Source organism: Staphylococcus sp. 8AQ (assembly GCF_902506595.1).
Lineage (GTDB): Bacteria > Bacillota > Bacilli > Staphylococcales > Staphylococcaceae > Staphylococcus > Staphylococcus pasteuri.
Genome location: NZ_LR733871.1, coordinates 1,748,508 through 1,762,660, shown reverse-complemented (window position 1 = coordinate 1,762,660; position 14,153 = coordinate 1,748,508). Strand labels below are relative to the sequence as shown.

General features: G+C 31.3%; 13 protein-coding genes and 1 pseudogene. 13 read left to right on the top strand and 1 reads right to left on the bottom strand.

Annotated features, from left to right (window positions below; all coding sequences use genetic code 11):
• The first annotated feature begins 149 nt into the window (after window positions 1-149).
• The 10 genes and pseudogenes from GVY01_RS08825 (at window position 150) to GVY01_RS08780 (ending at window position 8,957) form a co-directional block, all read left to right on the top strand.
• Complete coding sequence (locus tag GVY01_RS08825) at window positions 150-1,469, top strand: GntP family permease (RefSeq protein ID WP_017636830.1); 1,320 nt, start codon at window positions 150-152, stop codon at window positions 1,467-1,469.
• A gap of 21 nt (window positions 1,470-1,490) precedes the next feature.
• Window positions 1,491-2,246, top strand: coding sequence for an SDR family NAD(P)-dependent oxidoreductase (locus GVY01_RS08820; protein ID WP_017636829.1), 756 nt, complete (start codon window positions 1,491-1,493; stop codon window positions 2,244-2,246).
• A 37-nt stretch (window positions 2,247-2,283) separates the two neighbouring features.
• Window positions 2,284-2,709: a lipocalin-like domain-containing protein gene (locus tag GVY01_RS08815; RefSeq protein WP_017636828.1), complete on the top strand. Its 426-nt coding sequence runs from the start codon at window positions 2,284-2,286 to the stop codon at window positions 2,707-2,709.
• Between the two features lie 212 nt (window positions 2,710-2,921).
• On the top strand, window positions 2,922-3,341 hold the full coding sequence (locus GVY01_RS08810) for a MarR family winged helix-turn-helix transcriptional regulator (protein ID WP_017636827.1): 420 nt from the start codon (window positions 2,922-2,924) through the stop codon (window positions 3,339-3,341).
• Between the two features lie 95 nt (window positions 3,342-3,436).
• Entirely contained in the window at window positions 3,437-4,792 is a 1,356-nt protein-coding gene (locus GVY01_RS08805; protein ID WP_017636826.1) for an MATE family efflux transporter, read from the top strand.
• A 159-nt stretch (window positions 4,793-4,951) separates the two neighbouring features.
• Window positions 4,952-6,205, top strand: a pseudogene (locus GVY01_RS12635) (copper resistance CopC/CopD family protein).
• An 11-nt stretch (window positions 6,206-6,216) separates the two neighbouring features.
• On the top strand, window positions 6,217-6,804 hold the full coding sequence (locus tag GVY01_RS08795; RefSeq protein WP_017636824.1) for a YcnI family protein: 588 nt from the start codon (window positions 6,217-6,219) through the stop codon (window positions 6,802-6,804).
• 122 nt (window positions 6,805-6,926) lie between these two features.
• Window positions 6,927-7,340: a DUF2871 domain-containing protein gene (locus GVY01_RS08790; protein WP_017636823.1), complete on the top strand. Its 414-nt coding sequence runs from the start codon at window positions 6,927-6,929 to the stop codon at window positions 7,338-7,340.
• Window positions 7,341-7,501: 161 nt separating this feature from the next.
• Complete coding sequence (locus tag GVY01_RS08785; protein ID WP_017636822.1) at window positions 7,502-8,536, top strand: NAD(P)/FAD-dependent oxidoreductase; 1,035 nt, start codon at window positions 7,502-7,504, stop codon at window positions 8,534-8,536.
• A gap of 19 nt (window positions 8,537-8,555) precedes the next feature.
• Window positions 8,556-8,957 carry a GNAT family N-acetyltransferase gene (locus tag GVY01_RS08780; RefSeq protein WP_017636821.1) on the top strand — a complete coding sequence of 134 codons (402 nt, stop codon included), beginning with the start codon at window positions 8,556-8,558 and terminating at the stop codon, window positions 8,955-8,957.
• Window positions 8,958-9,073: 116 nt separating this feature from the next.
• Here GVY01_RS08780 and GVY01_RS08775 read toward each other — a convergent pair whose 3' ends face one another.
• Window positions 9,074-10,069, bottom strand: a complete 996-nt coding sequence (locus GVY01_RS08775) for an acrylyl-CoA reductase family protein (RefSeq protein WP_108016974.1) — start codon at window positions 10,067-10,069, stop codon at window positions 9,074-9,076.
• Window positions 10,070-10,366: 297 nt separating this feature from the next.
• On the opposite strand from GVY01_RS08775, the gene efeO reads away from it, so the two are divergent.
• Genes efeO through GVY01_RS08760 form a run of 3 tightly spaced genes read left to right on the top strand, consistent with a single transcriptional unit; the run spans window position 10,367 to window position 14,134 of the window.
• Window positions 10,367-11,221: an iron uptake system protein EfeO gene (gene efeO / locus GVY01_RS08770; protein WP_029055778.1), complete on the top strand. Its 855-nt coding sequence runs from the start codon at window positions 10,367-10,369 to the stop codon at window positions 11,219-11,221.
• Window positions 11,218-12,444 carry an iron uptake transporter deferrochelatase/peroxidase subunit gene (gene efeB, locus GVY01_RS08765; protein ID WP_017636818.1) on the top strand — a complete coding sequence of 409 codons (1,227 nt, stop codon included), beginning with the start codon at window positions 11,218-11,220 and terminating at the stop codon, window positions 12,442-12,444. The genes efeO and efeB overlap by 4 nt, the downstream gene beginning before the upstream one ends.
• The gene (locus GVY01_RS08760) at window positions 12,425-14,134 is read left to right on the top strand and encodes an FTR1 family protein (protein ID WP_159333725.1); all 1,710 of its coding nucleotides are present in this window, start codon (window positions 12,425-12,427) and stop codon (window positions 14,132-14,134) included. Before efeB ends, GVY01_RS08760 begins: the two co-directional genes overlap by 20 nt.
• The last annotated feature ends 19 nt before the right edge of the window (window positions 14,135-14,153 follow it).

Here is a 14,153-nt window from a genome sequence, read left to right as displayed (position 1 = left end):
TTAGACACTCTTTCCTCTATATAACCTTTTAGTTATAGTTTTTATACCTAAAACAATCTTTTACAAAACCTAATTTTGGGTTGATAATATTAATTGTCATCAAATAGACAAAAATTAAACTTGAAATTCTACTTTAAGGGAGGGCCAATATGGAAATCATCGGTACAATTGGTATTATTATCGGGATATTATTCATTATCTATTTCTCAATGAATGGATATTCTATTTTAATAGTAGGTCCAATTGCTTCAATTATTGTTATTTTAACAAACGGTTTACCTTTCTTTAATTCCTTAATTGGAACTAAAGAATCATATATTACTGGATTGGCTCAATTTATTATTAGTTTCTTTGGCGTGTTCTTACTTGGTTCATTACTTGCAAAATACATGGATCAAAGTGGCGCAGCACATTCTATCGCCTCTAAAATAATTAGTAAAATTGGTACTAGCAATCCATATTCTATATTAGTTTCTATATTTTTAATCACTGCAATTTTAACATACGGAGGCATTAGCTTATTCGTGGTTGTCTTCGTTATCGTGCCTTTAGCAAAACCTTTATTCAAACAATTGAATATTGCATGGAATTTGATTTGTATTCCTATCATGTTAGGTTTAGGAACATTTACTATGACAATGTTACCAGGTACACCTTCAGTACAAAATGTTGTACCAACTAAATATTTGGGTACAACATTAACAGCAGCACCTTTATTAGGAATCATTGGAACAATCGTTGCCATAGTATTTGGTTTATGGTACATGAAACATGCATTAAATAAAAGTCTTGCAAAAGGTGAAACTTTTGATGATTTTAATACGAGTAATTTAGATTTAGAAAATGAAGAAAAATCTACACCTAATTTTTATCTAAGTATTTTACCTATCGTTGTGTTAATTATTATCAATATTATTGGTAGTATATTAAAAATTGATAACGTTATTCTTATTAGTTTAGCTATTTCAATTATTTTATCTGCCATTTTATTCCATAAACACATCAATATCCATAGAGAAGTTATTAACGAAGGTGCTGGTAGTTCAGTAACACCAATGTTCTTAACTGCTTCTGCAATTGCATTTGGTACAGTAGTTACTTTAGCACCAGGATTTTCAAGTATTAAATCTTTAATATTAAATATACCAGGAAATCCATTAATAAGTTTATCTGTAGCTTCTGCGTTATTCGGTATTATAACAGGTTCTGCTTCAGGTTCATTAGGTATTGTCATGCAAGCATTTGGTAAACAGTATGTTGATATGGGTATTGACCCTGATACAATTCACAGAGTTGCAGTAATGTCTTCTTCTGTATTTACTGTTATGCCACATACTGGTGTTGTATTAACACTATTCGCATTGACAGGTTTAAATCACAAAAATGGCTTTAAATATTTATTTATTACTAATACGGGTGCCAATTTATTAGCGCTTATTGTTGTAATCATCGCATCCGCATTTATATAAACATTTTAGGAGGAATTTAATATGACTAGAAACGTAATTGTAACAGGTTCAGGACAAGGAATTGGCTACGCAATCGCACAAGGATTTGATAAACAAGGCGATCGTGTATTTATCTTTGATATGAGTAAAGATGCAGCTGAAAAAGCAGCAGACTCATTAGAAAATGGTGTAGCTTATCAAGTTGACGTAACAGATGAAGAAGTTATTAAATCTGCTATCGCTGACATTAGAAGTAAATATGGTGAAATTGATGTATTAGTTAATAACGCAGGTATCCAATTTATTTCTAAAGTTGAAGACTTCCCATTAGAAAAATGGAACCAAGTATTAGGTGTTATTCAAACAGGTACATTCTTAATGACAAAACATACAATCCCAAGTATGAAACAACAAGAAAAAGGACGTATCATCACTATTTCTTCAGCACATGGTGAAATGGCAGACCCATTCAAATCTGCATATGTAGCTTCAAAATTTGCTCAAATCGGATTTGCTAAAACTGTAGCACTAGAAACTGTTAAATTTGGTATTACATCAAATGCAGTTTTACCAGGACCAGTTCGTACTAAATTAATTGAAAATCAACTTGCTAACTTAGCAGAACAAGATAATTCAACAGAACAAGAAGCTATGGAAAAATATATCACTGGTAAAATGCCAATGAATCGTTTATTAGAACCACATGAAATTGCTGATACTGTTCTATTCTTAGCTTCTGATGGTGCTTCAGCTATTACTGGTGAAACTATTAGTGTATCTGGTGGCTCTAACGCATAATTCATTATTTCAAAATCTATAGAAAGAAGGAATAAATATGAGTAATTTAAAAGAACAATTAATTGGAACATGGGCATTAGTTAATTATCAAGATGAAGATGAAAATGGTAATATCTTCTATCCTTTAGGTAAAGATGCAACTGGTTTTATTATGTATAATCCAGATGGTTATATGTCAGCTCAATTAATGCAACAAGGTAGATCTGCTTATGCTTCTGGTGACTTACACACTGGTACAAAAGATGAAATGGCAGAAGCTGCACATGGTTATGTTGCTTACTCAGGTAAATATGAATTAGATGAAGAAAATTCAACAGTTTATCACACTATGGAAGTAAGTATGAACCCAACTTGGTTAGGCGATACACAACCACGTTTATTCGAACTTGAAGGTGACACTTTAAGCATTGTTAATGGTAATGTGCCAAACCAAAAATTAGTTTGGAAACGTGTTAATCACTAATTAAATATTGTAATTTTTAAAAGGTCTAAGACATTATGTTATCAGACTAATAAAGAAGGTAATTTCTATTACAAATGATATAGAGATTACCTTCTTTATATTTTAAAATAAACGATAAATAATCAGAAAATTAGAACTTTAATATATCGGTTGTAATTTTTGAAAACCGTGTTAATATATTCATTAGATATCTAACTAAATGAGGTGAAGCGATGGAAGTGACATATCAATTTCTATTAAGAAGCTTAGCGCATGAGATGAAGAATTATGCAGATCGACGATTAGATGATTTTGGAATTACACAAGAACAAAGTCATACATTAGGATATATATATCGTTATCAAGAAAAAGGTATATCGCAAAAAGAATTAATGGAATTCTTTGGTAGAAAAGGTTCAACGGTCAGCAGTATAATAAAAAATCTAGAAGCAAATCATTTAGTTTTTAGGAAAGTTAATCCAGAAGATACACGTAGTAAAATTTTGAAATTAACGGACGAAGGTCTAGAACTAGTAGAATCTTTTACTAAAGTATTTGATGAAATTGAAGAAAGATTACTATTAAATATCTCAGATGAAGATCAACTGAAATTTAAAGAAATTATAGAACAAATGATGAAAAACTTGAAATAATGTGTGGTTATTATTTAGAGTAATAGCCACTATATTTTTCGATATATAGTTAGAAATCTAACTGTTAGCCATCTAATTAAAAGGGAGTAAGAATAATGAAAGACGAACAATTGTATTTTTTTGAAAAAGCACCAATATTTAAAGCAATGATGCATTTCTCATTACCAATGATGATAGGAAGTTTATTAAGTGTAATTTATGGGATTTTAAATGTATATTTCATAGGATTTTTAGATGATAGCCATATGATTTCAGCAATATCACTAACATTACCAATATTTGCTGCATTAATGGGATTCGGTAATCTATTTGGTGTAGGGGGTGGAACTTATATTTCACGATTATTAGGAGCCAAAGATTACAGTAAAAGTAAATACGTTAGTAGCTTTTCAATGTATGGAGGATTATTACTTGGCGTCATTATTGCATTAGTGACATTACCGTTTACTGATCAAATTGCACAAGTTTTAGGAGCACACGGTGAAACAATCAAATTTACAAGTGATTATTTAAGAATTATGTTCTTAAGTTCCCCATTTGTTATTTTATTCTTTATTTTAGAACAATTTGCACGTGCAGTGGGAGCACCAATAGTTTCTATGGTAGGAATGTTAGCAAGTGTTGTATTAAATATGATTTTAGATCCGATTTTTATTTTCGGTTTTGATTTAAATGTAGTTGGTGCTGCTTTAGGTACTGCAATTTCAAACTTAGTAGCTGCAATATTCTTTATTCTTTATTTTATGAAAAAAATTGAATCACTTTCTGTAAATGTTAAATTTGTTAAACCAAATAAAGAAATGATGGCAGAAATTTTCAAAATTGGTATTCCAGCTTTCTTAATGGTTGTACTTATGGGTGTAACTGGATTAGTATTGAATTTGTTTTTAGCTAATTATGGTAACTATGCTATTGCCAGTTATGGTATTCAATTTAGATTAGTACAATTTCCAGAACTAATTATTATGGGATTAAGTGAAGGCGTTGTACCTTTGATTGCTTATAATTTTGTTGCTAATAAATCAAGAATGAAAGATACGGTTAAAGCTGTTATCATTTCTATCTTTGCGATTTTTGCAGTAAGTATGATTATAGTATTTGTGTTTGGTCACCAAATCATTCAATTATTTAGTACAGATCCACACATCGTTGATCTTGCTACATTCATGTTACAAGTGACAATGACATCTTTATTATTAAATGGTATTGGTTTCTTATTCACTGGTATGTTACAAGCGACTGGACAAGGTCGCGGTGCAACAATTATGGCTATTTTACAAGGTACAGTAATCATTCCAGTATTATTTGTCATGAATAGTTTGTTTGGTTTAACAGGGGTAGTATGGTCACTATTAATTGCAGAAACATTATGTGCTTTAGCAGCGATGTTAATCGTTTACTTATTAAGAAATAAATTAACAGTTGATAAAGAAGCTTTATTAGAAGAATAATTGTAAATAAAGGGACAATCATTATTATTAAAATGATGGTTGTCCTTTTTCTTTTGTGACTAAATAATGAACAATTTTCAATATTATTGTGAATTAAAGTAGTAATCGTTATGATGTAATATGGAATAATTTACGAGTTATTTAGATAAGGGGGGTTCGATGGTACATATTAATAAGTACCCTAAGATTATTATTGCCGTAATGGTGATGTTTTTTCTTTCTTTGTTACCTTCCATGATGAATCAAGCTTCAGCTCATGCAACATTAGAAAAGACGAATCCTAAGCAAGATGGCGTTGTAAAACAAATGCCTGAAGAAATTGAATTAGAATTTAATGAACCAGTAAATTCGAAGTATTCCAATATCACTTTATATAATGATGAAGGTAAGGAATTAGGTAAAGTTAAGCCATCAACATCTGGCTGGGCAAAAACTTTAACGTTTTCACCAGATAAAGTTGGTAAAGGTACGCATACTATTAAATGGCAAGCCATCTCAGCTGACGGGCATGAAGTAGGAGATTAATTTGAATTTTCGGTAGGTAAAGTAACTGCCAAAGATATAGATACATCTAGCGCTTTTTATGCAGAACCAAGTTTTTGGTTTGGAGTAATGAGATATATTGCTGAAGGAACAACCATTATTTTAGTAGGTCTGTTTTGGTTAAACGGTATTGCTAAACGTCGGCAATTACATTCATTTGAATTATTTCCTAAACAAATGAGTATTTCATTTATGATGATAATGGCGTATATAATGGCATTATTGTTATACATGATGACATTAACCTCAGATGTTGTAGATGCTATATTATCACTTAAAATTGATGTTTTAATGCAATTTCCATTTATTTTAAGTTCAATTGCAATGATAGTATTATATGCTTTGATTATAATTAGAAATATGGATCGAATTTGGTATTGGCTAGTTTCAATAGTAATGATACTAACAATAAGTATGTCTGGTCATGCGTGGTCTCAATCAATTCCAATTTGGTCTATCGCAATTAGAACGATACATATTGCAGGTATGACATTATGGTTAGGTGCACTTGCATATCTTGTTTGGTATATGGTGAATAACAATTCATCTGAGCGGTTAAAAAATATACGTTCAATGCTATTTAAGGTGAATACTATTGCTGTTGCAATGATAATTATTTCAGGTGTGTTAATGGCTATTGATGAAACGAATATTTTAGCAATTTGGTCCAACATGCAAACATGGACAATACTAATACTTGTAAAAGTCATTGGTACATTAATAATGATGGCTTTAGGTTTATATCAAACCACGAAAGCTTTAGGTAAACGTCAACAAGTTAATAAAGTGACGTTAATAATAGAATTAATTATAGGAATCATACTTATATTCGTAGGTGTGATAATGAGTCAAATCAATATACCAGGTTAAGGAGCCGAATTATGTTAAAAAAATTAATTTCAATGAGTTTTATTTTATTTTTTACGTTAGGAATTTTTAAGGTTGCAGATGCACATGTAACTTTAAATCCAAATGAAAGCGAACCAGAATCTTATGATAAATATGATGTGAGAGTGCCAGTTGAACAAAATGACAATACGGTAAAAGTTGAATTAACTGTACCAAAAGGCGTTAATCTTGAGAATGTAGCACCAGTTGAAGGATTTAAGCATTCATTTGAAAAAGATAAAAAAGGTAACATTACTAAAGTAACTTGGAAAGCGACTGGTAAGGGTATCGGTCCTAATGAATTTATAGAATTCCCAATTGTTGCAGCTAATCCAGATAAAGAAGGTAGCTTTAAATGGAAAGCTGTTCAAACATATGACAATGGCGATGTTGTTAAATGGGACGGTAAAGAAGATAGTGAACACCCAGCACCAATTACAACAGTGAAAAAAGGGGCTAACCCAACTGGTTCACAAAGTGATGAATCATCAACAAGTGGTAGTTCTATCGCGTTATGGGTTGTATCAATTGTAGCAATTTTACTTTCTCTAGTAGCTATTTTCAAAAAATCAAAAAAATAATTAAACATAGAGGATGCGATTTTGATAGGTCGTGTCCTCTTTTATAACTTAAATATTTGTTGTTTTGTCACTTTCATAATAATGAATATGTTTTATAATATAATCGTGAGGGAGGAAGAATCATGCGAAGATTATTATACTCATTTCTTTTTTACATGATTATTGGATTATTTAGTGGGTTTTATTATAGAGAACTAACTAAAGCACATCATTTTACGGGTGATACACAATTATCATTAGTACATACACATACATTGATTTTAGGTATGTTTATGTTTTTATTACTATTATCATTAGAAAAGTCATTTAAATTAAGTAGTTATTATTTATTTAATTGGTTCTTTGTTATATATCATATCGGTGTACTAGTAACAGTTGGTATGATGACAGTTAAAGGTACTTATCAAGTATTAGGAAAAACAGTACCGGCTTCATTCCCTGGATTTGCAGGAATGGGTCATACTGCTATGTTAGCAGCATTATTAATACTATTTTTCTTATTAAGACAAGCAATCATTAAAGAACCTAAAGATTAATTTCAGCTCGTGAGTGGTAGTGACTCACGAGTTTTTTTATAAAATGATTTGCTTCATATGTAAAATACCTTATAGTATAATGTAAAAGTATTGAATGATAATTATTTTCATTTAGAAATGATATAAATGTTATTTACAGTGTTTAAATAGGGGGAAACTAAATGGAAGACGTTACAATTATAGGTGGCGGTCCAGCAGGTTTATTTGCTAGCTTTTATTCCGGGCTTAGAGGTATGTCTGTGAGAATTATTGATGTTCAAGATAAGCTTGGTGGTAAGATGCAAGTGTATCCAGAGAAAATAATTTGGGATATTGGTGGCGTAGCACCTAAGCCGTGTCATGAAGTCATTAAAGATATGATTCAGCAAGGCCTACATTTTAATCCCAAAGTGAATTTAAATGAACGTGTTATTGATATAAGAAAAATAGACGAAAGACATTTTGAAATAGAAACTGAAGAAGGACAAGTATATCATTCAAAAGCTGTAATTTTTGCTATTGGTGGAGGTATTATTAATCCCAAACCACTGAAAATTAAAGGTGCTGAGCGTTATCAACTTACAAACTTACATTATGTTGTACAATCATTCTCTAGATTTAAAGACAAACATGTGCTTATTTCTGGAGGGGGTAACACAGCATTAGATTGGGCGAGAGATATTGCTAAAATAGCTGAAAGTGTGACCGTAGTTTATAGAAAACCAGAGATAACTGGTTATGAAGCGATGACTAAGGTGCTTGAAGATTTAGGCGTTCAGTTGATACCTTATACACAAATTAGTGAACTGATTGGTAACGACGAAGACAATTATATTCATCAAGTTAAATTAACTAACTTACAAACCGGTTTAACTTCGACTCATTCATTTGATGATGTTATTATAAGTCATGGATTCGATCATGAAAATCCATTATTAAAAGATTGTACGTCTCAATTTGAGTTGTATGATGAATATCGAGTAAAAGGATTTGGAAATACAACGACTAATATTCCTGGCATCTACGCTTGTGGCGATATTGTTCATCATGAAGCTAAGGTTCATTTGATTGCAAGTGCGTTTAGTGACGCAGGTAATGCTGCTAACCTTGCTAAAACTTATATCCAACCTGATGCTGCTGCAGAAGGATATGTTTCAAGTCATAATGAAATATTTAAAGAATCAAACAAAGAAATTATGAATCAATATCTATATTAATATAAAACGGGGGAACAAAATGATAAACATTAAATATGAAGCACCATCTGTAGATGATTATTTGAAATTAAGAGTAGATGCAGGAATGAGTGCTAAGTCGGTAGAAGCGGCACAAAAAGGATTGCCGAATGGATGTTTCAATGTCACATTGTATGATGATAAAACTTTGATAGGGATGGGAAGAGTTACCGGTGATGGTGGTACTACACTTCAAGTTGTCGATGTAGCACTACATCCTGATTATCAAGGACAAGGTTATGGCCGTACAATTATGGAACATATTATGAAATATGTGGAAGAAAATGCTGTAACAGGTACATATGTAAGCTTAATGGCCGATTATCCAGCTGATAAACTATATGAAAAATTTGGGTTCCAGTCTACTGAACCCCATTCAACAGGTATGTATATCCTATTTTAGGATAATAAAAAGACGTACTCATCATTGTAATGAACTTCAAAAATTTAGAACTTTTAATCTAACTTTTTGAGTTTACATTATATTGAACGAGCACGTCTTTATTTTATTTTTAAGGTTTATTTAACACCAAAGTCAATGATGATACGACCCATGTGTTGATGATTCATCACACGTTCGATACCTTTTGGTAAATCTTCAAATGAAATGACATCTTTAATATCATGCAGTTGTTTTGGTTTTAAATCTTTGGCTAGACGACGCCAAACTAATTTACGCAATTTGATAGGAGTGAATACCGAATCAATACCTAATACACTTATGCCTCTTAAAATAAGTGGAAAGACAGAACTTTCAAATTTAGTACCACCAGTCATGCCGATTACTGCGACACTACCATTATTATCGAGTCTATTTACAATATTAGATAAACTATCACCACCTACAGGATCGATGGCTGCTTGCCATGTTCTAGATGCTAGAGGCTTATGATCATATTCAGGTAAACGATCGATAACTTCGTTAGCACCAATCGCTTTTAATTTATCATCTACATCTTTACGTCCAGTACTAGCAACTACGTCATAACCTAATTTATTTAACATTAAAACAGATAACATACCTACACCACCAGAAGCACCTCTGACAAGTACACTATCTTTTTCAATAGTCATTCCATCATTTTCTAGACGTTCGATGGCTAATCCTGCAGTATAGCCTGCTGTTCCATAGATCATTGCTTCTTCTAAAGTTAAATCCTCTGGTAAATCAATAATCCACTCGCTTTTAACTCGAACATACTCACTATATCCTCCAAAATGACTTACGCCTAAATCATAACTAGTTACTATAACTTTATCACCTACATAATGGCCTGGTGCATTTGATTCAACAATTTCACCAGATAGATCGATACCCGGTACCATTGGGTATTGTTTTACAATTGCATTGTTATTTTGAGTAGCTAATGCATCTTTATAGTTAATACTTGAATAATGTACTTTAATCAGTACATCACCTTCAGGTAAATCATCTACTGTAAGTTGCTTAAAATCTGAAGAGACGTTTCCTTCATCGTCTCTATCTACGAGATAAGCTTTAAATTTTTCTGACACTATAAGTTCACTCCTTCAATATTTATGACCTTCATTATAAAGTTTTCTTCTACTTATTAAAATGATAAAAACTTTCCTTAATTTAAAATGACAAAAATTAGCCACGACTATTTTAATATAAATTGTGACGAATTGTCATAAAGTTTTAGAAATAAAATTGTTAAAAAAAGTGTTTCATAAATTTTGAAAAGAATTGTTATTGACACAATTAAAGGAGAAACATATAATTATTTTGATAATGATTATCAATTGCGACTAGTTGTTTTTAATAATAAAAATTTATGTAGGGGTGTAATAATGAAAAAATTACCAATGATTTTATTAACGTCGTCATTACTTTTAGCAGCGTGTGGAAATAACGGAGATAGTAGTAAAGATAGTTCTAATAAGAGCAATAATGATAGTGGAAATAAAGCCGAATTAAAAGAGGCTACTAAAAAATATGAAAAATACACAGACAAACAATTAGACGAGTTCTTAAAAGGAACACAACAATTTGTAGATGCTATTGATAACAATGATATGGATAAAGCTAAAGAATTATATCCTAAAGTACGTATGTATTATGAACGTTCTGAACCAGTTGCAGAAGCTTTTGGTGATTTAGATCCTAAAATTGATGCGCGTTTAGCAGATATGAAAGAAGAAAAGAAAGAGGACGAATGGACTGGTTATCATAAAATTGAAAAGCAACTTTACCAAGACAACAAAATTGATGATACAACTAAAAAAGATGCTAAACAATTACTTAAAGATGCCAAAGAATTACACGCCAAAGCAGATACTTTAGATATTACACCTAAATTAATGCTACAAGGTTCAGTAGATTTATTAAACGAAGTATCTACTTCTAAAATTACTGGTGAAGAAGAAATTTATTCACACACAGACTTATATGACTTCAAAGCTAATATTGAAGGAGCACAAAAAATCTATGAGTTATTCAAACCAACTTTAGAGAAAAAAGATAAAAAATTAAGTGCAGATATTCAAAAGAACTTTGATAAAGTAAATGAATTACTAGATAAATATAAAGATGGCGATGGCTATAAATCATATAATGATGTAACTAAGAAAGATAGAAAAGCACTTTCAGATGCTGTGAATTCATTAGGAGAACCGCTAAGTAAAATGGCCGTGGTTACTGAATGAGTAAACTAGACAATCAAAAGTCATCATCTGTAACTAGACGATCATTTTTAAAAATGATGGGTATAGGTGGCGCCGGTGTCGTTATAGGTGCTAGTGGTGCAGGAAGTGTATTTTCATTTAAATCAATGTTTGACACTCCAGAAGATGAAGAAAAAGATGCTTACGAGTTTTATGGTAAAGTGCAAGCGGGTGTTACTACACCAACTCAGAAAACTTGTAATTTCGTATCTTTAGAACTGAAATCTAAAGATAAAAATGCAATCAAAGATATGTTTAAAGAATGGACTAAGATGGCTGCCAATATGACAGATGGCGATGCAGTAGAAAAGGATAGTAAAAATCCATTATTACCACCTGTTGATACAGGTGAAGCTATTGGATTAGGTGCCAGTAAATTAACCATCACTTTTGGAGTAAGTAAATCATTTTTAAAAAAATTAGGTCTTTCTAATAAAATTAGAAAAGATTATAAAGATTTACCGCATTTCCCTAATGACCAAATTACAGATGATTACAGTGATGGCGATATCATGATTCAAGCATGTTCAAATGATGAACAGGTAACGTTTCATGCTGTGCATAATTTAATTCGTCCATTTAGAGATTTAATCAAAGTGAAATGGTCTCAAAATGGTTTTGTATCAGTCAAAGGAAAAGAAACACCTAGAAACTTAATGGCATTTAAAGATGGTACAGTCAATCCACGCAAAACAAATGAATATAAGGATTATGTATATATTGATGATGGTTGGGCTAAAAATGGTACATATTGCATTATACGTAGAATTCAAATTCATATTGAAACGTGGGATCGTACAGCACTAGAAGAACAAGAAGCTACATTTGGTAGAAAAAGAGCTTCTGGTGCACCGTTAACAGGTAAAAAAGAATTTGATGAAATGGATCTTAAAGCTAAAGATAGTACAGGGGAATATGTTATTCCTAAAGATGCACATGCGCGTTTAGCGAAAGAGGCTAAAACGTCAATAAAAAGACGTGCATATAACTATACGGCAGGAACAAATGAGAAAACAGGAAACTTAGAAACAGGTCTACTATTTATTTGTTTCCAAAAGTCTCCACAACAATTCATTGATATTCAAAATCATCTAGGACATCAAGACAAATTGAATGAATATATTACACATAGAGGAACTGCAACATTTATTGTATTACCAGGTGTACAAAAGGGAGGCTACCTAGGTGAATCGCTATTTAATTAAGATTGTTACTATTATCATTCTTGGGTTAACTATCTTTAAGTTTGCGCCTGCTTATGCCGAAACTTCTTCAATGAGCGAAACATATGTTGCTATTACAGATGCAAAATCAACAATAGAAGATAAAGATAAAAGTGCATCAGATAAATCTAAAGCACTAAAAGAAGTAAAAAAAGAAATCAAATCTTTAAAAATAAAAAATAGTAAAGAAGGCAAGAAAGTTAACAGTAAGTTGAAGGAAGTTGAAAATGCTTCATCAGATGAAACTAAAGCTGATAAACTTTCTGAGTTAACAAAGGCGCTTATTGCTTATGAAGATAAACAATCTTCAAAAGATGCTTCAGGAAAAATCAAAGAGTTAAAGCAAGCAGTTGATGCAAAAGATGCACCAATGAAAAAAGCAATCAAAGATAAAAATCAAACAGAGTTACAATCGCTTAACAATCAACTGAATACAATTTGGACAAGTAATGAAACCGTTATTCGTAATTATGATGACGGGAAATATGGCCAAATCGAAGTGAACTTAATGCAATTACGAGTTGCAGTGCAAAAAGAACCTTTAGATGTGGATAAAGTTAAATCTACATGGTCTACATTTAAAGATAGTATTGATACTGTTGATCAAAAGCAATCTGATACAGATTCAGATAAATACAAAGTAACTCAACTTAATGATGAATTAGATAAAGCTATCGCTGGAATCAATGATAATGATTTAGATAAAGCAGATGCGTCATTATCAAGATTTGTTAAAATATGGCCTTACGTTGAGGGTAAAATTCAAACTAAAAATAGTAGCTTATACACTAAAATAGAAGACAAAATTCCTTATTACCAAAGTATTTTAGATGATTCAAATAAAGATCGTGTGAAAAAAGGTCTACAAGAAATGAATACAGAAATTAAAGATACAGTTGGTCAAGGTGAATATTCTTTTGTTGATGTAATGATTATTTTCTTAAGAGAAGGTCTAGAAGTCTTATTAATTATCATGACGTTAACAACAATGACACGTAAAGTTAATGATGTTAAAGGTACATCAAGTGTTATTGGTGGTGGATTATTAGGGCTTGCTTTAAGTATTGGTCTAGGTATTGCCTTTATTTATACAATAGGTAATAATGGCGTTGTCAGAGAAGGTATGGAATCGGTGCTCGGCATTGTTGCTGTTGTCTTAATGTACATTGTAGGTATTTGGATGCATCGTCGATCTAATGCACAACGTTGGAATGAAATGATTCAAAATATGTATAACAGTGCAATGAGCAATGGAAACTTAATACTTCTCGGTACTATTGGTCTTATCTCAGTATTAAGAGAAGGCGTTGAAGTTATCATATTCTATATGGGTATGATAGGTAGTATCACTACAAAAGATTTTATTCTAGGTATAGCACTAGCAATAGTAATACTAGTTATCTTTGCTTTTGCATTTAGATTTATTGTTAAATTAATCCCAGTACGCTTTATTTTCAGAGTATTATCCATATTAATATTTGTTATGACATTTAAAATGTTAGGTGTAAGTATTCAAAAATTACAATTACTAGGTTATATGTCCCAACATAGTATTGAAGGCTTACCAACAATTAGTTGGATTGGTTTTTATCCAAGTGTAGAAACAATTATTGCACAAGTGATTTTAATCATACTTATACTTGCATTTGTCTTAAAAAGACGTAAAAAATAAAAAAAGAATCTCGAGTGAA

Bases quoted from the DNA above. Each gene is read 5' to 3' on its own strand.
- efeO (WP_029055778.1), top strand. From the start codon at position 10,367: ATGAAAAAATTACCAATGATTTTATTAACGTCGTCATTACTTTTAGCA.
- GVY01_RS08780 (WP_017636821.1), top strand. From the start codon at position 8,556: ATGATAAACATTAAATATGAAGCACCATCTGTAGATGATTATTTGAAA.
- GVY01_RS08810 (WP_017636827.1), top strand. From the start codon at position 2,922: ATGGAAGTGACATATCAATTTCTATTAAGAAGCTTAGCGCATGAGATG.
- GVY01_RS08790 (WP_017636823.1), top strand. From the start codon at position 6,927: ATGCGAAGATTATTATACTCATTTCTTTTTTACATGATTATTGGATTA.
- GVY01_RS08820 (WP_017636829.1), top strand. From the start codon at position 1,491: ATGACTAGAAACGTAATTGTAACAGGTTCAGGACAAGGAATTGGCTAC.
- efeB (WP_017636818.1), top strand. From the start codon at position 11,218: ATGAGTAAACTAGACAATCAAAAGTCATCATCTGTAACTAGACGATCA.
- GVY01_RS08795 (WP_017636824.1), top strand. From the start codon at position 6,217: ATGTTAAAAAAATTAATTTCAATGAGTTTTATTTTATTTTTTACGTTA.
- GVY01_RS08785 (WP_017636822.1), top strand. From the start codon at position 7,502: ATGGAAGACGTTACAATTATAGGTGGCGGTCCAGCAGGTTTATTTGCT.
- GVY01_RS08805 (WP_017636826.1), top strand. From the start codon at position 3,437: ATGAAAGACGAACAATTGTATTTTTTTGAAAAAGCACCAATATTTAAA.
- GVY01_RS08815 (WP_017636828.1), top strand. From the start codon at position 2,284: ATGAGTAATTTAAAAGAACAATTAATTGGAACATGGGCATTAGTTAAT.
- GVY01_RS08825 (WP_017636830.1), top strand. From the start codon at position 150: ATGGAAATCATCGGTACAATTGGTATTATTATCGGGATATTATTCATT.